The 17,263-nt window shown below is 71.4% G+C and carries 16 protein-coding genes; 8 read left to right on the plus strand and 8 right to left on the minus strand.

The window, feature by feature from the left end:
- Positions 1-14: 14 nt before the first annotated feature.
- From mce to ACQRWP_RS22410, 4 genes are all read left to right on the plus strand, one after another.
- Positions 15-491, plus strand: a complete 477-nt coding sequence (mce, locus tag ACQRWP_RS22395) for a methylmalonyl-CoA epimerase (RefSeq protein ID WP_112621592.1) — start codon at positions 15-17, stop codon at positions 489-491.
- A 362-nt stretch (positions 492-853) separates the two neighbouring features.
- Positions 854-2,209, plus strand: coding sequence for a crotonyl-CoA carboxylase/reductase (gene ccrA, locus ACQRWP_RS22400; RefSeq protein WP_430503264.1), 1,356 nt, complete (start codon positions 854-856; stop codon positions 2,207-2,209).
- Positions 2,210-2,508: 299 nt separating this feature from the next.
- Complete coding sequence (locus ACQRWP_RS22405; RefSeq protein WP_430497483.1) at positions 2,509-3,771, plus strand: DivIVA domain-containing protein; 1,263 nt, start codon at positions 2,509-2,511, stop codon at positions 3,769-3,771.
- 177 nt (positions 3,772-3,948) lie between these two features.
- On the plus strand, positions 3,949-6,039 hold the full coding sequence (locus ACQRWP_RS22410; RefSeq protein WP_430497485.1) for a hypothetical protein: 2,091 nt from the start codon (positions 3,949-3,951) through the stop codon (positions 6,037-6,039).
- 99 nt (positions 6,040-6,138) lie between these two features.
- Here ACQRWP_RS22410 and ACQRWP_RS22415 read toward each other — a convergent pair whose 3' ends face one another.
- Positions 6,139-6,480, minus strand: a complete 342-nt coding sequence (locus tag ACQRWP_RS22415; protein ID WP_430497487.1) for a hypothetical protein — start codon at positions 6,478-6,480, stop codon at positions 6,139-6,141.
- A 364-nt stretch (positions 6,481-6,844) separates the two neighbouring features.
- Between ACQRWP_RS22415 and ACQRWP_RS22420 the strand changes: the two genes are divergently transcribed.
- The 3 genes from ACQRWP_RS22420 to ACQRWP_RS22430 are packed head-to-tail and all read left to right on the plus strand — an operon-like array spanning position 6,845 to position 9,006.
- Positions 6,845-7,624 carry a helix-turn-helix domain-containing protein gene (locus ACQRWP_RS22420; protein ID WP_430503265.1) on the plus strand — a complete coding sequence of 260 codons (780 nt, stop codon included), beginning with the start codon at positions 6,845-6,847 and terminating at the stop codon, positions 7,622-7,624.
- Positions 7,615-7,803 (plus strand): DUF397 domain-containing protein, encoded by a 189-nt coding sequence (locus ACQRWP_RS22425; RefSeq protein ID WP_430497488.1) that lies wholly within the window; start codon positions 7,615-7,617, stop codon positions 7,801-7,803. Before ACQRWP_RS22420 ends, ACQRWP_RS22425 begins: the two co-directional genes overlap by 10 nt.
- 15 nt (positions 7,804-7,818) lie before the next feature.
- A complete protein-coding gene (locus ACQRWP_RS22430) occupies positions 7,819-9,006 on the plus strand; it encodes an AI-2E family transporter (protein ID WP_430497490.1) in 1,188 nt (395 codons plus the stop codon).
- A 46-nt stretch (positions 9,007-9,052) separates the two neighbouring features.
- Here ACQRWP_RS22430 and ACQRWP_RS22435 read toward each other — a convergent pair whose 3' ends face one another.
- The 7 genes from ACQRWP_RS22435 to ACQRWP_RS22465 form a co-directional block, all read right to left on the minus strand.
- Complete coding sequence (locus ACQRWP_RS22435) at positions 9,053-9,862, minus strand: alpha/beta hydrolase (protein ID WP_430497492.1); 810 nt, start codon at positions 9,860-9,862, stop codon at positions 9,053-9,055.
- Between the two features lie 137 nt (positions 9,863-9,999).
- The gene (locus ACQRWP_RS22440; protein ID WP_334501878.1) at positions 10,000-10,323 is read right to left on the minus strand and encodes a hypothetical protein; all 324 of its coding nucleotides are present in this window, start codon (positions 10,321-10,323) and stop codon (positions 10,000-10,002) included.
- Between the two features lie 43 nt (positions 10,324-10,366).
- Positions 10,367-11,413, minus strand: a complete 1,047-nt coding sequence (locus tag ACQRWP_RS22445) for a hypothetical protein (RefSeq protein ID WP_430497494.1) — start codon at positions 11,411-11,413, stop codon at positions 10,367-10,369.
- The gene (locus tag ACQRWP_RS22450; RefSeq protein WP_430497496.1) at positions 11,410-11,904 is read right to left on the minus strand and encodes a SigE family RNA polymerase sigma factor; all 495 of its coding nucleotides are present in this window, start codon (positions 11,902-11,904) and stop codon (positions 11,410-11,412) included. Before ACQRWP_RS22450 ends, ACQRWP_RS22445 begins: the two co-directional genes overlap by 4 nt.
- Positions 11,905-11,944: 40 nt before the next feature.
- Entirely contained in the window at positions 11,945-13,735 is a 1,791-nt protein-coding gene (locus tag ACQRWP_RS22455; protein ID WP_430497498.1) for a 3-hydroxyacyl-CoA dehydrogenase family protein, read from the minus strand.
- 125 nt (positions 13,736-13,860) lie between these two features.
- The gene (locus ACQRWP_RS22460; RefSeq protein ID WP_430497500.1) at positions 13,861-14,931 is read right to left on the minus strand and encodes an alpha/beta fold hydrolase; all 1,071 of its coding nucleotides are present in this window, start codon (positions 14,929-14,931) and stop codon (positions 13,861-13,863) included.
- Positions 14,932-15,011: 80 nt separating this feature from the next.
- Positions 15,012-15,428: an FHA domain-containing protein gene (locus ACQRWP_RS22465; RefSeq protein WP_091405846.1), complete on the minus strand. Its 417-nt coding sequence runs from the start codon at positions 15,426-15,428 to the stop codon at positions 15,012-15,014.
- 257 nt (positions 15,429-15,685) lie between these two features.
- Here ACQRWP_RS22465 and ACQRWP_RS22470 point away from each other — a divergent pair, with 257 nt between their 5' ends.
- Complete coding sequence (locus ACQRWP_RS22470) at positions 15,686-17,182, plus strand: aldehyde dehydrogenase family protein (RefSeq protein WP_430497501.1); 1,497 nt, start codon at positions 15,686-15,688, stop codon at positions 17,180-17,182.
- The last annotated feature ends 81 nt before the right edge of the window (positions 17,183-17,263 follow it).

A 17,263-nucleotide genomic window follows, 5' to 3' on the forward strand; every position in this document is an offset into this window, starting at 1 on the left:
GTCAGACTAGCGCCATGGCAGAGAACTCCCCCGTCGAGCCCGGTGCGGACTACGTCACAGACATCGGACTTCGCAAGATTGACCACGTCGGGATCGCCGTGGCCGACCTGGACGCCGCGATCGACTTCTACCAGCGGACGTTCGGGATGCGCTGCGTACACGTGGAGACCAACACCGAGCAGGGCGTTCGGGAAGCGATGCTGGCCGTCGGGCCGACCACCGAGGGTGGCTGCGTACAGCTGCTCGCCCCACTCACCCCGGAGTCGACGATCGCGAAGTTCCTGGACCGCAACGGGCCGGGCGTGCAGCAGGTCGCGTACACCGTCGTGGACATCGACGCGGCCTGCGCGGCGCTACGCGAGCGCGGCATGCGCCTCCTCTACGACGCTCCGAGGCGTGGCACCGCGGACAGCCGCATCAACTTCGTCCACCCCAAGGACGCTGGCGGCGTCCTCGTCGAACTGGTCCAACCCGCCCCCACCCCCCACTAACCCCGCCCCCCTGCCCCGCCCTGCCCCCTGCCCTCTCCCTCCCCCTGGTTGATCAAGAGGTTTGCGTCAGCCTGCGCCTCGCGGGTGACCGAAAGCTGTTGATCAACAGGGGGTGGCGGCCATCGGGGCCGGGTGCGCGCACGTCAGTGCGCGGTTGGCGGGGTGGTTGGACACCTTCACGCATCGGCGGATGCAGTTTTTCACAGAGGACTTCCCGGCCTAGCTACCGTTCAGTAACGTCCGGCCCCACAGGAGCGCGACCGGTGCCGGATGTGTCGAATGCCGACATGGCGGTCGTGCCCACCGGCGCCGACGATGGCAGCACCCGGGCCCGTGCGGGTGCGGATGAACCGGAGGTCACCGTGCAGGACATCCTCGAAGCGATCATGGCGGCGGAGGAATCGAACGATCCGGACCGCGAACTCGCCGGCCTCGCCGGGCTGCCCGTACCGGAGAGCTACCGGGGCGTGGTGGTCCGCGCCGAGGAAGCCCGGATGTTCGACGGCATGGCCACCCGGGACAAGGACCCGCGCAAGGCGTTGCACGTGCAGGAGGTGCCGACGCCGGAGCTGGCGCCGGGCGAGGCGCTGATCGCGGTGATGGCCAGCGCGATCAACTACAACACGGTGTGGACCAGCATCTTCGAGCCGCTGCCCACCTTCAAGTTCCTGGAGCGCTACGGCCGGGTCTCCGAGCTGACCCGCCGGCACGACCTGCCGTACCACGTGGTCGGCTCGGACGCGGCGGGCGTGGTGCTGCGCACCGGCCCCGGGGTGACCCGCTGGGCCGCCGGCGACGAGGTGGTCGCGCACTGCCTCTCCGTCGAGTTGGAGGACGCGGCCGGGCACGACGACACCATGCTCGACCCGCAGCAGCGGATCTGGGGCTTCGAGACCAACTTCGGCGGGCTGGCCGAGCTGGCGGTGGTCAAGGCCAACCAGCTGATGCCCAAGCCGCGGCACCTGAGCTGGGAGGAGGCGGCCAGCCCCGGGCTGGTCAACTCCACCGCGTACCGACAGCTCGTCTCGCACCACGGCGCCAACATGAAGCAGGGCGACGTGGTGCTGATCTGGGGCGCCTCCGGCGGCCTCGGTGGGTACGCCACCCAGATGGCACTCAACGGCGGCGCCATCCCGGTCTGCGTGGTGTCCTCACCGGAGAAGGCCGAGCTGTGCCGCCGGATGGGCGCGGAGCTGGTCATCGACCGGGCCGCGGAGGGCTTCCGCTTCTGGAAGGACGAGGAGACCCAGGACCCGGACGAGTGGCGGCGCTTCGGCGAACGGATCCGCGAGCTGACCGGTGGCGAGGACCCGGACATCGTGTTCGAGCACCCGGGTCGGGAGACGTTCGGCGCCAGCGTCTACGTGGCCCGGCGCGGTGGGACCATCGTCACCTGCGCCTCCACGAGCGGCTTCCTGCACCAGTACGACAACCGCTACCTGTGGATGCACCTCAAGCGGATCGTCGGCAGCCACTTCGCCAACTACCACGAGGCGTGGCAGGCCAACCGCCTCGTCGCGCTCGGCAAGGTGCACCCGACGGTGTCTCGCACCTACCCGCTGGAGCAGACCGGCCAGGCCGCGTACGAGGTGCACCGCAACGCCCACCAGGGCAAGGTCGGCGTGCGCTGCCTCGCACCCACCGACGGGCTGGGTGTACGCGACGGAGAGTTGCGGGCCCGGCACGAGGACGCGATCAACCGGTTCCGGGGTCACTGACCGGCACCGCCGGCCGCCCGTCCCGGCCGGACGGTGGAACGCCGGACGACCATTGCGCTGATCGCTCATTGTTCTTCCGCCCCCATTAGCGGATAAGCCACCCGGATCGAACAAAGGGCCTCGGGGTAACCCCGGGGCCCTTTTCCGCGTCACGCTGCGTGGCGTCCGACCCGCCGGGACCTGCCAAGATCGCCGATTGGTCCGACCTCGCCGATCGCGCGAGTTGACCATGTAAAGAGGGCACGAAAGCTTCGCACCGCTCTTGCGAAGCACCCTGGGGCGTCTGCCAGTATGTCCCAATGCCCCAGCAGCAGTCCTCCCCTCTCGCGTTCTTCGATAACGCGAACTCGCAGCCAGATTTCACCGTTGGCCTGCGCGGCTACAACACCCATCAGGTCGACGACTTCCTCGGCCGGATGACCGCCGCGCTGACCCAGTCCGAGCAGGCCCGTGCCGAGGCCGAGCAGCGGATGAACGACGCCCAGCGTCGGCTCCGCCAGGCCGAGCAGCGCATGAGTGCGCTGGAGCAGAAGCTCACCGACACGAACAAGCAGCTCGAAGAGAACAGCCGGCCCACCCTCTCCGGGCTCGGCACCCGCGTTGAGCAGATCCTCCGGCTCGCCGAGGAGCAGGCCAACGACCACCGCAACGAGGCCAAGCGCGAGTCGGAGGGCATCCTCTCCGCTGCCCGCCTCGAGGCCCGCGAGATCACCGACAAGGCGCGTGCCGAGGCCGCCGCCATGAAGGCGAGCGCCGAGCGTGAGGCGGGCAACCTGCGCACGGTCGCCGAGCGCGAGGCCGCCGAGGCCCGGGTGCAGGCCCGCCGCGAGGCCGACACGCTGCGCGCCGACGCCGACCGGGAGACCAAGCAGCTGCGCACGGTCACCGCGCACGAGGTGGCCGAGCTGAAGTCGACCGTCGAGCGGGAGGTCGCCACCCTCCGGGCCACCGCCGAGCGGGAGATCACCCAGCAGCGGGCGAAGGCCGCCCGGGAGGCTGAGGAGAAGCGCGCCGAGGCGACCAAGCTGCTCACCGATGCGCGGGACAAGCGCGACAAGGACCTGCAGGCCCTGGAGCTCCAGCTGGCCGAGCGTCGGGAGAAGGCCGAGCGCGAGGAGTCCGAGCGGCACTCCGCCCAGGTCGCGCAGACCCAGAAGATGGTCAGCGAGGCCGAGCAGCGTGCCCGGGCCGCGCAGGAGCGGGCCAAGGAGATCGAGCAGCGCGCCGAGGCGCGGCGGGTCGAGTCCGAGCGCAACGCCGCCGAGACGGTCGACAAGGCCAAGGCCCACTCGGAGAAGACCCTCAACGAGGCGAAGGCCGAGTCGCAGCGTCTGCTCACCGAGGCTCGCACCGAGGCGGAGCTGACCACGCAGGCCGCCCGCCGCGAGGTCGAGGACCTCACCCGGCAGAAGGACGCGGTCACCTCGCAGCTGGGTCAGATGCTCTCCGGGCTCGCCGGCATCGTTCCGGGAATGCCGGCGCAGGCCGCTCCGGCTGCCAAGCCGGAAGCCAAGAAGACCGAGGGCGGTCAGGAGCGGGTGCCCGCGGAGACCGCCGGCTGACGCGAGGCGTCAGGTCGGGGCATCGACGGCGCGAGGTGACACCGGGTAACCGGTGCCACCTCGCGCCGTATGCGTTTCCTAACCCGTGGTATCCGTTGGCCGCAACGGAGTGAAGTAGCTCCCACAAGGCCCGTCCGTATCGCCCCAGCAGGGCCCGTTGCGTGTGAGGATGGGGGCATGTCGCACGGCGAGGAACTGTTCGCGCTCGGCGGGGACGTGACGACGGAGCCCAGCTTCGAGTCCGCTCTGCGGGGGTACGAGAAGAAACAGGTCGACCGTTATGTCGCACGTGCTGAGCACGAGATCGCGACCCTCGCTTCCGAACGGGAACAGGCGTACACACAGATCCACAAGCTCGCCGGCCAGGTCGAGGTTCTCCAGCGCGACCTGACCCAGGTGCGCAAGCAGATGAACGTGGTCGACCGGGCGTCGTTCCGGCACCTCGGCCCGCGGGTCGAGTCGATCCTCACGCTCGCCGAGGAGCAGGCCGAGCAGATTCTCACCGATGCGAACGGGGAGATCGAGGCCCGTCGTGCCGCAGCCGAGCACATCATCGAGGAGGCCCGCCAGCAGGCCGCGCGGGCTCTGAAGGACTTCGAGATCGCCCTCGCCGCCCGACGGGCGGAGGAGGAGCGGCACAGCGCCGCCCAGCGGGCCGAGGCGGACGCGACCCTGCGGTCAGCCAAGGACGAGTCGGCGCAGTTGCGCAAGGCCGCGCAGGACGCGCTGGCCAAGGCCCAGCAGGAAGCCACCCAGCTGCGGGATTCCGCCAAGGAGATCCACACCCGGGCCCAGCAGGAAGCCACCAAGCTGCGCGAGACGGCCCGCGAGACGCTGGCCAACGCCCGGCAGGAGTCCAGCGATCTGCGCGACGCCGCCAAGGAGGTGCACGCCAAGGCGCTCCAGGAGGCCAAGCGGCTCACCGACACGGCGACCGAGGCCGGGCGGGCCACCCACGCCAAGGCGCAGCAGGAGGCCAAGCAGATCATCGACGACGCGTCGATGGCCGGTCGGGCCACCCGCGCCAAGGCGCAGCAGGAGGCCGAGCGGCTGACGACGCAGGCGACCGAGTCGGCGAAACGCAGCCGGGCCGAGACCGAGGCGTACGTGCAGCGGATGCGCACCGAGACCGAGGCGTACGTGCAGCACACCCGGGCGCAGACCCAGCAGGAGCTGGGCGCGTGGCGGGCCGGGGTGGAGCAGGAGGTCAACTCCCGCCGGGAGGCCGCCGACCGGGAGTTGGCGCAGCGACGGTCCGCGGCCGAGCAGGAGTTCACCAAGCGCCGCGACGAGTTGGACCAGCAGCACGCGGCACGCCAGCAGGAGCTGGATGCCGGGTTCGCCAGCCGTCAGCAGGAGCTGGAGAGCGGGTTCACCACTCGCCGCGACGAGCTGGAGACCGAATACTCCGGTCGCAAGGACGAGCTGGAGACCGAGTACACGGCTCGCAAGAACGAGATCGAGCAGGGCGCGGCCGGCGTGCGCCAGGCGGCCGAGCAGGACGCGGCGGCACTACGTCAGCGGTCCGAGGCTGAGGCCGCCGAGCTGTTGAGCCGGGCCGAGACCGAGGCCGGCGACAAGCGCCGCAAGGCCGACGAGCATGTCGCGGCGTCCCGGCGGCAGTTCGAGGAGTACGCGGCCACCACGCAGCAGCACCTGGCCACCACCCAGCAGCACCTGGCGGCGACCCAGCAGGAGTCGGCGGCGGGCCGGCAGCAGTTGGCCCAGGTGATGTTGGAGATCGCCCAGGCCCAGCAGCAGCTGGCGGATCTGCGGCAGGAGACTTGGAAGGCCCGGCAGGAGTCCGACGAGTTCCAGCGTCAGATGTCCGAGCTGCGGTTGCAGAGTGTCGCCGGCCCGATCGACGGCCCGACCGCGCCGGCCGGCGAGGACGGGGCGAGCGGAGGCGTGCCCGGTGGTGGGGACGACGGCGTGAGCGTCGCCGCCGGCGCGGCCTCCGGGCCGGGTACGGGCACCGGGCTGAAGACGGAGCCCACCGACACCAGGCAGCCGGTGAATGCGGGCGCAGAGGAGTCCGGGCAGTCCACGACGCGGCCGGTGGCCGAGCCGGTGACCACCGTGGACGGTGGGACGGCGAGCGCCGGGGTGGACGGGGAGCCGACAGTGGCCGCCGTTCCGGGCGAGGGTGGCCGGGGCGCCAAGCCCACCAAGATCACTAGCACCGGTGAGAACGGCAAGCGACCCACCAAGCCGACCACCGACGAGCGCAGCGCCAAGCCCAGCAAGGTCACCATCGAGAAGGAGTGACGGCGGGCGCTGAGCCACGCGCTCAAGATCGACACGACGTCAGCAAAGTCGGGGTGTCCCGCTAACCCGGACACCCCGACTTCCTGAATAGCGAGTGGATCAAGCCCGCTGGTCCGGGGGTGGGTCGATGATCGGGCGACGGAACGGGCCCCACGCCACGAAGCGTTCGAACAGCTCCCTGGGCGCCGGGCCGTCGTAGGGATTGAGCTGGTAGAGGTCGTGCGCCGCCTCGTGGTAGAGCCCGGCGAGGTAGATGGTCAGCGCGGCCGGGTCCTCGTCGAACTCCGCCTTGAGCAGCAGCCGGGCGTCCGCGCAGGGCCACGGCCGGCCGTCGGCCCGGCAGCACCACATGGGCCGCAGCGGGGTGTGCGGCGTCCGCGCGCCGCAGGGTCGGGGAAACACGGGGTACGGCCCGAGCCGCGGCTGCGGCAGCCCGGACATCGGGGTACGTGTTCGCCCGCCTGAACTGGATCCCGGCGGGGTACAGCCGGCGGACGACCGCGACGCCGAGGTGACGGTGACGGGCAGCGACCGGCCGGCGGGGCGAGACGTGGGCATGGGGTTATCTCCTCGGCTGAGGCGCGGTCGCGCCGCCGTTCGATGGCAGGTCCGCGCGGTGGGGAACCGGAGTGGCCTGGGACGACCCGGTACGTGACAGTCTGCTGAGGACACGGCTACGGTCGGAAGACATCGCCGACGCCGGTGGGGTGACTGCGGGAACGACGTGGCCCGCCGGGTCGACCGGTGGAGACGACCCTCGACCTGCGGAGGCACTGTGGAAGGCGACGCCGCGCCGACGGCCGACATGATCCGCGCGCAACTGCGCCGGCTGCGGATCGCCGCCGGGATGAGCCAGGAGGACTTCGGCCGGCTGGTGCACTACTCCGGCTCAATGGTCTCCGCGCTGGAGCTGGGCCAACGTCCGCTGGACCGGCTCTTCCTGGCCCGCGCCGACGAGGTGCTGACCACCGGCGGTCTGCTCGTCTACCTGCTCAAGCTCGCCGAGCGGGACGGCCAGCCGAGCTGGTTCCGGCCCTGGCTGGACGCCGAGCGCACCGCCCGCCAACTGCGCTGCTTTCAGCCTTCGCTGATCCCCGGGCTACTCCAGACTGAGAACTACGCCCGCGCGGTGATTCGCTGCGACGATCTGCTCAGCGACGACGAAGTGGAACGCCGAGTCCACGCCCGCCTGGACCGTCAGTCGCTGCTGGTGCAGCCGGAGCCGCCGCAGTTCGTCGCGGTCGTCGACGAGTTGGTGCTGCGGCGTGCCGGCGAGGAGGTCCGCGGGTTGATGGTCGAGCAGATCACCCACCTCGTCGCCAGCCTCGAGCGACCACACGTCAGCCTGCATGTCGTTCCGGCCGAGGCCGGGCTGCACGTCGGCCTTTCCGGACCGTTCAATCTGGCTCGCGGTGCCGACGGTGGTTGGGTGGGGCACATGGAGCATCAGATTGACGGTCTCGTGGTCGATGGCGACCATGAGGTGGCTACGCTGCTGGCGCGCTGGGAGATGATCAGAAACGGTGCGTTGTCCCGCCGCCAGTCGATCGACCTGATGAAGGAAGTTGTGACCTCATGGACCTGACCGGCGCGCTCTGGCGCACGTCCAGCCGTAGCGGCAACGGAGAGTGTGTCGAGGTGGCGGACAATCTGCCCGGGGCCGTGGGGGTGCGGGACAGTAAGGACCCGACCGGCCCGGTGCTGGTGTTCGCGCCTGCCGCGTGGCGGGCGTTCGTGGCCGCCGCCCGTCGTCCCACCGCCTGAGCCGGGAGGTCCCTGGTGCCACAGCACGACCAGTCGGGCGACCAGCCGGACATGACCGGTCCCCTCGCGGAGACGCCACCGTCGGCGGAGACACCGCCGCCGGTGCCGGTCCCCGCCCCGGGGATCGACCCGGATGAGCCGCCGGCGGTTCCGTCCGGAAAGTTCGGCACACCGGGGCGGCCACTGCGCCGCAGCAGCTTCCTGATCGGCTTCACCGGTGCGCTGGGCGTGCTGCTGGCGTACACCCTCTATCTGGGGATTCGCAATGCCGGCGGCATCCTCGTGCTGGTGGTGATCGCGCTCTTCCTCGCGATCGGCCTCAACCCGGCGGTGGTCCGACTGGGCCGCTGGGGTGTGCCGCACGGCCTGGCGGTGGCGGCGGTCGCCCTCACTGTGGTGCTGCTGCTCTGCGGCGGCATCGTGGCGCTGGTCCCGCCGATCGTCACCCAGTCGGGGCAGTTCATCGACCAGATCCCGAGCCTGCTCGACGAGTTGCGCCGCAACCCGACGGTCAATGACCTGGTGGAGCGGTACGACGTGGTGGAGCGGGTACAGGGCGCGGCCAACGCGGAGACTGTCGGACGGGCGCTCGGCGGGGTGCTGGGCGGCGCACAACTGATCTTCGGCACGGTGTTCCGGACGCTGACCGTGCTGGTGCTGACCATCTACTTCCTGGCCTACTTCGACAAGCTGCGCTCGCTGAGCTACTCGTTGGTGCCCCGGTCGCGGCGGGAGCGGGTGCAGTTGATCGGCGACGAAATACTGGCAAAGGTTGGCGCCTACATGGTCGGCGCGCTGAGCATCGCGGTGCTGGCCGGCGCGACCACCTTCGTGTTCGCGCTGATCGTCGACCTGCCGTACCCGTTCGCGCTGGCCGTGGTGGTCGCGGTGACCGACCTGATCCCGCAGATCGGCGCCACCCTCGGCGCGGTGATCGTGAGCCTGGTCGGCTTCGCCGCCGACCTGCCCACCGGCATCGCCTGCGCGGTCTTCTTCCTCATCTACCAGCAGGTGGAGAACTACCTCATCTACCCGAAGGTGATGCGGCGTTCGGTGGAGGTCAACGAGGTGGCCGCCCTGCTGGCCGCGCTGCTCGGGGTGGCGCTGCTGGGCGTGGTGGGCGCGCTGATCGCCATCCCCACGGTGGCCGCGCTGCAACTGATCCTGCGCGAGGTGGTGCTGCCCCGCCAGGAGCGCCGCTGAGCGTCAGCCCGCCGGACCGGCGGTCAGGCCGCCGGGGACGGGCGGGTCAGTCCGCCCTGGTGGCGGCCGGGCCGGGAACGGGGGTGTCGGCGAAGGCGGCCACCGTCCGGTCGGCGTACGCGCTGACGTCGCCGGCTTCCATCGGGCCGTCCCAGGTCGTCGGCAGCGGCACCTCGACGGCCGGGTTGACCCGCCGGACGATCTCGTCGAGCACCGTCTCCGCGTCGCCCACCCAGAGGTGCTTGGCGCCCGGCACCCCGACCACCTCGGCCTGCGGCACGGCGGCGAACCGCTCCCGCGCCTCGGTGGGGCGCAGGTAGTCGTCGAACTCGGGCACCAGCGCCACCAGCGGGCGACCCGAGTTGGCCCAGGTGGCCAGGTCCTCGGGGGCGGAGAAGCGCAGCGGCGGGGAGAGCAGGATCGCCCCGGCGACCGTCGGGTCGCAGCCGTACTTCAGCGCCAGGTCGGTGCCGAACGACCAGCCGACCAGCCAGATGTTGGGCAGCTCGGCGAACTCCGCGTACTCGATGGCGGCGGCCACGTCGTACCGCTCGCCCACCGCGCCGTCGAAGGCCCCCTCGCTGGTGCCGCGCACGCTGCTGGTGCCCCGGGTGTTGAACCTCAGCACGGCCAGGTCGGCCAGCGCGGGCAGCCGCCAGGCGGCCTTGCGGAACACGTGGCTGTCCATCATTCCGCCGTGGGTGGGCAGCGGGTGCAGGCAGACCAGGGTGGCCACCGGCGGCCGGTCGGCCGGCAGGGCCAGCTCACCGACCAGCCGCAGACCGTCGGCGGTGTGCAGCTCGATGTCCTCCCGGCGGCCGGGCAGGATCGACGACGCGCGGATCGCTGTGCTCACCGCCCAAGTCTGTCGCGAAGTCGCCGCCGCCGCCCGCCCAGGCACGAACAGGGTGACCCAGGTCGCTCAGCGGGAGCCCGCAGCACCCCGGCAGGGCCGCTCAGGCTGGGAGCGCGAGGCGTCAGGACCTGGGTCGCTCAGTAGCGCGGGGTGCCCCGGCCGCGCTGCACCGCCGGGCCGCGCCGATCCCGGGCCCGCCAGCAGCCGCTGTGCCAGTGCCGCCGGTCGGTCAGGTCACCCAGGCCGTCCGCCGGCCAGGCCACCAGGTGCGCCACCCCGGGCCGGATCTCCTGGTTACAGCCGGGGCAGCGGTACGTCTTTACCGACGCCCCCGCGCCGATGCCGCGTACCTGCCAGGCACCGTCGGTCCACTGCTGCACCGAGGCGACGCCCTGCCGGACCCGGTCGGCGTCCAGGTTGGCGTTCTCGTCCCGGCGAGGGCGATTGCGACGGGGGCTCACAGTCACCAAGCGTACGTCCGGCGGGTGCGGTCGCCGGGGGCGGTCACCAGGTCGCGGGCCGGTCCAGGTGCTCGGCGACCTGCGCCCCGGTCAGCACGGTGCCTGCCTCCGCCTCGCTGAAGGTCGTCTCGGAGTCGTAGGTGGTGGCACTCAGCAGGGCTCGGGGGATGTCGAGCAGCTCGAGCCGGTCGCGACCGGGGTCGAAATAGCCGGGCCTACCGCCGATCGCCCGGTTCGCTGTCGTATGAACCAAGGTGGTGGCGGCGTACTGCAACTCGACCAACATCCCCATCTTCCGGTCGTAGTCGTTGACGTGCAGCATCACCGCGTACGCGGCCGGGAAAGTGCCCACCACCATCCAACAGCCGGTGAACTCGGCGCCGGCCGGCAGGTCGGTCAACCGGAGCGGACCGTTGCACCGGTACGCCGCGTCGAGGCGCAGTGCCGCAGCCGCGTCGTGCAGCGGGGCCTCGTCCGGGCCCGACACGCTGGCTCCGGCGTACACCCCGGGTGCCGGCTGCCAGTAACGCCGCCAGATCCGCACCCCGTTCGGGCTGTCCGAGTGGACCACCGAACCGTCGTAGCGGTTGCCGGTGGGGCCCTCCAACGGCGGCATGTTCCAGTCGTGGCCGGATCGCAGAAGCTCGACCGAGGTCAGCTCGACGGTGACCGTCCGGCCACCCACGTCGAGCTTCGCGGTCTCCTTGCCGCCACCCACGTTCCACTCCAGGAACCGGGGGCCGCCAGCGGCGAGGCCGATGTGCAGCAGAGTCGGGTCCTTGCCGATCCGGTCGGGCCGGGCCGCGGCGCCGGGAGCACCGTCGACCCGCCTCGGCACGAGGGGCACCGTGGCTTCGGTCTGGTCCGGACCGATCGCGGGAGCCAGGCCGGGCAGTCGGTCCATCGGACCGGCGACCAGACCGGCACCGAGCAGGGCGACCACACTCAGAGCCGCGCCGGCGGCGGCCCGCCGCCGGCGCACCCGGGTCCGTCCACGGACCACCGCGCCGGCCAACAGCCGATCGGTGTCCACCGGCGCCTCGGCGTGTTCCCGCAACGTCAGGACGATCCGCTCGTCGAGGTCGGTCACGGCCGGCTCCCGTTCGTCGTCGGGACGCCGCAGCGCTCCCGGAGGTTGGCGAGCGCCCGCATCGCGTGGGTGCGGACGGTGACCGGCGAGCAGTCCAGGATCTGCGCGATCGTCGCGTCGTCCAGGTCTTCGTAGTAGCGCAGCACCAGGACCGCCCGCTGGCGGTCGGGCAGGCCGAGGATCAGTCGCCACATCTCGTCCCGGTCGGCCGCTTCGCCGCCGAGGTCGCCGCGGTGCGGCCGGTCCACGAACGTGTCGATGGACAGTTCGCGGTTCGACCGGCGGCGCCACCAGGAGTAGTTGGCGTTGACCAGCATCCGGCGCACGTACACGTCGGGCCGGTCCGCCCGAGAGATCCTGCGCCAGTGCACGTACGCCCGGGACAGCACCTCCTGGGTGAGGTCCTCGGCCCGGTGCTCGTCACCGGTCAGCAGCCGGGCGAGCCGAACGAGGGCCGCGCCGCGGCTGCCGACGTACTCCTCGAAGGTCACACCATGCAGACGCGGCCGGAGCCGCCCAGCGTTGACCCGGTCAGCGGTGCGAGTGGTCGCGGAAGCCGCGACGGGTCTTGCGGCCCAGGTAGCCGGCGGTGACCAGGTGCTCCAGCAGCGGCGCGGGGGCGAAGCCCGGCTCGCGCAGTTCCAGGTACAGCTCGCGCTGGATGGCCAGGGAGACGTCCAGCCCGACCACGTCGAGCAGTTCGAACGGGCCCATCGGGTAGCCGCAGCCCAGCTTCATGGCGTGGTCGATGTCGTCGGCCGTCGAGTAGCTGGCCTCCAGCATCTTCACCGCGTCGTTCAGGTACGGGAAGAGCAGCGCGTTGACGATGAAGCCGGACCGGTCGCCGCAGACCACACCGGTCTTGCCGAGCGCGGCGCAGACGGCGCGGGCGGTGGCGGTGGCCTCCGGGGAGGTGCGGATGGTGCGGACGACCTCGACCAGCGGCATGACCGGCGCCGGGTTGAAGAAGTGCAGCCCCACCACGTCGGCCGGGCGCTGGGTGGCCATTGCCACGTCGATCACCGGCAGCGACGAGGTGGTGGTGGCCAGCACCACGCCCGGCTTGCAGATCTCGTCGAGGCTGGCGAAGAGGGCCTTCTTGACGCTCAGTTCCTCGACGACCGCCTCGACCACCAGGTCGACGTCGGCGAGATGGTCGAGCGTGGCGGACCAGCTGATCCGGCCCAGGGCGGCGTCCCGGTCGGCCTCGGCGAGCTTGCCGCGCACCACGCCCTTGTTCAGCGAGGTCTTCACCGCCTCGCAGACCTTCGCGGACTTCTCCATGCCGCGGGTCACCGAGACGACCTCGTAGCCGGCCTTCGCGAAGACCTCGATGATCCCGGTGGCCATCGTTCCGGAGCCGACCACGCCCACCTTCGCGATGGCGCGCGCGCCGTCGGCGAGCGCGCCATCCGTGGCCAGCGGCGTCGCCTCGTCCGGTACGACCACCGGGGAGCCGGGCCGCTCGTAGGTGTAGAAGCCCCGGCCCGACTTCCGGCCGAGCAGTCCCGCCGTCACCATCTGCTTGAGCAGCGGCACCGGGGCGTGTCGGCGGTCCCGCCCGCCGCGCCGGTACATGGTGTCCAGGATCTCGTACGCGGTGTCCAGGCCGATCAGGTCCATCAACGCCAGCGGGCCCATCGGCAGGCCGCAGCCGAGCTTCATGGCGGCGTCGATGTCCTCCCGGGTCGCGTAGTGCGACTCGAACATGCCGACCGCGTGGTTGAGGTAGCCGAAGAGCAGCGCGTTGGCGATGAAGCCGGCCCGGTCGTTGATGGTGACGTCGACCTTGCCGAGCCGGGCGCAGAGCGCCTCCACGTCGGCGACCACCTCGGGTGCGGTGACGACAGTGCGGACCACCTCGACCAGCTTCATCACCGGGGCCGGGTTGAAGAAGTGGATGCCGATCACCTGGTTGGGTCGGCTGGTGGCGACCGAGATCTCGGTGACGCTCAACGACGAGGTGTTGGTGGCGAGGATCGTCTCCGGTCGGCAGATCCGGTCCAGTTCCGCGAAGATCCGCTGCTTGAGGTCCAGGTGCTCGGGCACCGCCTCGATGACCAGGTCGACGGAGTGCAGCGCGTCCAGCCCGACCGCGAAGTGCACCCGCTCGTGCAGGGCGTCGCGGTCCGCCTCGGCGAGCTTGCCCTTGGCGACCGCCCGGTCGGTGGAGCCCTTCAGGGTGGCCCGGCCGCGCTCCAGCGCCGGCGCGGAGATCTCCACGGCCACCACGTCGATGCCGTTGCGGGCGAAGACCTCGACGATGCCGGCACCCATGGTGCCCAGCCCCACCACGCCAACGGTGCTGAACTCGCGCGCCACGACCGGCCTCCCCAGAGACTCCGCACGACCACTGAACGGCCGCTAAGGTTATGCGCGCGAGTCTGCCACGTGACGGTGAGTTGTCGAGACGCCGTGGCATATTTCACCACGGCGCAGCAGCGCCGCTATGCGGCCGACAGGCTGGTCAAAGCCAGCAACTCCGCGACGAACTCCGCCGGGCGCTCCAGGTGCGGGCTGTGCCCGCAGCCGGGCAGCACGACCTCGTGGTACGCGCCGCCGGCCGCCGCGTACCGGTCGAGCACCGCCCGGGTCTGGCCGACCATCGGCTGCGGTGGGCAGGCGTCCGCGCCGGGCCAGCCGGGCACGAGATCCAGCGAACCCAGGTACGCCAGGTCGAAGAGCGAGGTGTCCGAGACGATGACGTCGACGTCTCCGCGTACCCAGGTGACCGGGGGTTTCTCGGCGACGGCCACCAGCTCGTCGGCGAGCCGGAACCAGGTCGGCGCGAGCGCGTTGAGCACCCCGCGCTCCCCCGGCGCGGTGCCCGGCCAGTTCTCCGACGGAACCGCCGTGCCCGGGTAGTTGTCGTCCCCGGTCGCTGTGGAGAGCACTGTGTCCAGCAGCAGTTCCTCGTCCGTGCCCAGCGAGGCGGGATCGGCCACATAGGTGGCTCGCAGCACGGCTCGTGGGCTGGCCGGGGCGTCCGTGCTCCGGTCGCCGGCTGCGAGGCGGGCGACGAAGTCCGGGTTCGCCGTGCCGGCGCCGGTGCCGGCGAAGTCGGGGGTGGTCGGCGTGCCGGTCAGGTCACGGGTGCCGCCGAAGCCGTACGGGGAGACCGGCGCGGCGAGCAGCAACGCCCCCACCCGGTGCGGGTGGTGGACCAGCAGGCTCATCGCCACCCCGCCGCCGAGGGAGTGCCCGACCACCACCGGGCGCGCGTCGGCGCCGAAGAGCGTCGGGTCGTCCAGCAGGGCGGCCACGTCGTCGGCGAAGTCCCGCAGACCCCGGGTGGCGTCCACCGGGGCGGTCGCGGTGTCGCCGTACCCCCGCAGGTCGGGGGCGACCACCCGCAGCGTCGGTGGCAGACGGCGGACCAGCGGCTCCCAGAACAGCGCGGACGAGCAGTTGCCGTGGATCAGCAGCACCGGAGTGCCGTCCGGCGGGCCGGCCACCCGTACCGCCTGGGTGATGCCGTTCGCCGTCACGGTCCGCTGCTCGGTCTCCATCCGCGGCATGCTGCCACGGGTGTCCCCGCCGGTCCAGGTGTCGGACCGCCATCCAACGGAGCTGCCCGGTGTGGCCGGCCGCCAGGAGATCAGCGTCGGGAGCCCGGTGGTGCGGCCAGCGGCAGCGGCAGCGTCGGTCGGACGTCGCGCCGGGACGGGCCGAAGCTGAGCCCCACCGGGTCGGTGAGCGCCACCCCGGGGTCGAACAGGCGCAGCTCGGTACGGCCCAACCGGATCACGTCGCCGTCGGAGAGTCGTTCCACCTCGGTGATCCGCCGGTCGTTGAGCCAGGTGCCGTTTGTGGAGCCCAGGTCCCGCAGGGACGGGCCCTCCGGTGCCAGCCACACCTCGGCGTGGCGACGGCTCAGGTGTGGGTCGTTGATGACCACCTGACCGGTCGGCGCTCGGCCGATCACCTGTATTTCGGCTCGCATGCGAAAGCTCGCTCCGCGCATCGGTCCACCCGCGACCGTCAACAGCGGCATCAGTTCCGGATGTTCCTCCATGGACAGTCAGCCCTCCACCCCACACCGTCACTCCGCGCGTCAGCTTGCCATCAGACGGTAGTCGTCAATACCGACCGGCCGGTCAGCCTCTCGTCACCTCCTGGACACCTGCCGTTCGACGATTCGGGCGGGCCGCATCCGCCACCAACGCCCTGACCTGCACTGATCAACGATCGGCCGGGTTGGTGCGACGCCGGTCCCCCGGCCCCGAATCGGGGACCCTACCGGTGAGTAATCCTCGGGTCTAGACTTCCGCCATGACGGCAGTGCATATCCCGGGCGTCCCGGTCATCGACGCGGGCCAGTTGGTCTCCACCAGCCCGGCGACCGGCGCTGAGGCCGGTCGTCTCCCGGTCGCCACCGACGCCGACGTGCGGCAGGCCGTCGACCGCGCCCGCGCCGCCGGCGAGTGGTGGGCCGGTCTCGGCTTCACCGGCCGCCGCCAGCGGATGCTGCGCTGGCGTGCCCTGCTCGCCAAGCGCATCGAGCAGTTGGCCGAGTTGGTGCACGTCGAGGGCGGCAAGCCGATCGCGGACGCGATCGTCGAGATCGTCACCGCGATCGAGCACATCGACTGGGCCGCCCGCAACGCCGGCCGCGTGCTCGGTCCACGCCGGGTGCGGTCCCGGCTCATCCTCGCCGAGTTCTCCGGGCACCTCGAATACCAGCCGTACGGGGTGGTCGGCGTGATCGGGCCGTGGAACTATCCGGTCTTCACGCCGATCGGCTCCGCCGCGTACGCCCTCGCCGCCGGCAACGCCGTGGTGCTCAAGCCGAGCGAGTACACGCCCGTCGTCGGCCAGTGGCTGGTGGACAGCTTCGCCGAGGTGGTGCCCGAGCAGCCGGTGTTCACCGCCGTGCACGGGCTGGGCGACGTGGGCGCGGCGCTGTGCCGCTCCGGCGTCAACAAGCTGGCCTTCACCGGCTCCACCGCCACCGCCCGCAAGGTGATGGGTGCCTGCGCCGAGACGCTGACCCCGGTGCTCATCGAGGGCGGCGGCAAGGACGCCATGATCGTGGACAGCGACGCCAACCTGGACGCGGCCGCCGAGGCGTGCGTCTGGGGCGGCATGACCAACGCCGGCCAGACCTGCATCGGCATCGAGCGGGTGTACGCGGTCGACGCCGTCTTCGACGCCTTCGTCGACAAGGTGGTGGCCCGCGCCGGTCAACTGACGGTCGGGCCGGAGGGCACCGACATCGGCCCGATCACCATGCCCAAGCAGATCGACGTGATCCGCCGGCACATCGACGCCGCGATCACGTCCGGCGGGCGCGCCGTGCTCGGCGGCCCGAGCGCCGTGCAGCCGCCGTACGTCCACCCCACCGTGCTGGTGGATGTCCCGGAGGAGTCGGACGCCGTCCGCGAGGAGACCTTCGGCCCCACGCTGACCATCAGCCGGGTTCGCGACGCCGACGAGGCCGTCGCCCGGGCCAACGCCCTTTCGTACGGCCTCGGGGGTTCGGTCTTCGGTCGGCGGCGCGCGGTGGCCATCGCCCGGCGGCTGCGCTCAGGGATGGCCTCGATCAACTCCACGCTGACCTTCGCCGGCATGTCCACTCTGCCGTTCGGCGGTGTCGGCGACTCCGGCTTCGGGCGGATCCACGGGGAGGACGGCCTGCGTGAGTTCGGTCGATCCAAGGCGATCACCCGACGTCGTGCCCGGTCACTGCTGCCGTCGATGACCTTCGAGCGCACCCCCGCCGACGTGGCCCGACTCGTCAAGGCCATCAAGGTCATGTACGGAAGGTGAGTGTCGGATAACCGATCATCAAGAAGGATCGGCGTATCCACATGTTTATACAGCGTCGCCACGGCGGTACATTGCGTTAAA

Origin of the sequence: Micromonospora trifolii (assembly GCF_050516465.1) — a bacterium.
Lineage (GTDB): Bacteria > Actinomycetota > Actinomycetes > Mycobacteriales > Micromonosporaceae > Micromonospora > Micromonospora trifolii.

Excerpts from the sequence above, each read along its gene's own strand:
- mce (WP_112621592.1), top strand. The coding sequence starts at position 15 with ATGGCAGAGAACTCCCCCGTCGAGCCCGGTGCGGACTACGTCACAGAC.
- ACQRWP_RS22465 (WP_091405846.1), bottom strand. The coding sequence starts at position 15,428 with ATGGAGGAACATCCGGAACTGATGCCGCTGTTGACGGTCGCGGGTGGA.
- ACQRWP_RS22425 (WP_430497488.1), top strand. The coding sequence starts at position 7,615 with ATGGACCTGACCGGCGCGCTCTGGCGCACGTCCAGCCGTAGCGGCAAC.
- ACQRWP_RS22405 (WP_430497483.1), top strand. The coding sequence starts at position 2,509 with ATGCCCCAGCAGCAGTCCTCCCCTCTCGCGTTCTTCGATAACGCGAAC.
- ACQRWP_RS22460 (WP_430497500.1), bottom strand. The coding sequence starts at position 14,931 with ATGCCGCGGATGGAGACCGAGCAGCGGACCGTGACGGCGAACGGCATC.
- ACQRWP_RS22410 (WP_430497485.1), top strand. The coding sequence starts at position 3,949 with ATGTCGCACGGCGAGGAACTGTTCGCGCTCGGCGGGGACGTGACGACG.
- ACQRWP_RS22470 (WP_430497501.1), top strand. The coding sequence starts at position 15,686 with ATGACGGCAGTGCATATCCCGGGCGTCCCGGTCATCGACGCGGGCCAG.
- ACQRWP_RS22420 (WP_430503265.1), top strand. The coding sequence starts at position 6,845 with ATGATCCGCGCGCAACTGCGCCGGCTGCGGATCGCCGCCGGGATGAGC.
- ACQRWP_RS22415 (WP_430497487.1), bottom strand. The coding sequence starts at position 6,480 with ATGTCCGGGCTGCCGCAGCCGCGGCTCGGGCCGTACCCCGTGTTTCCC.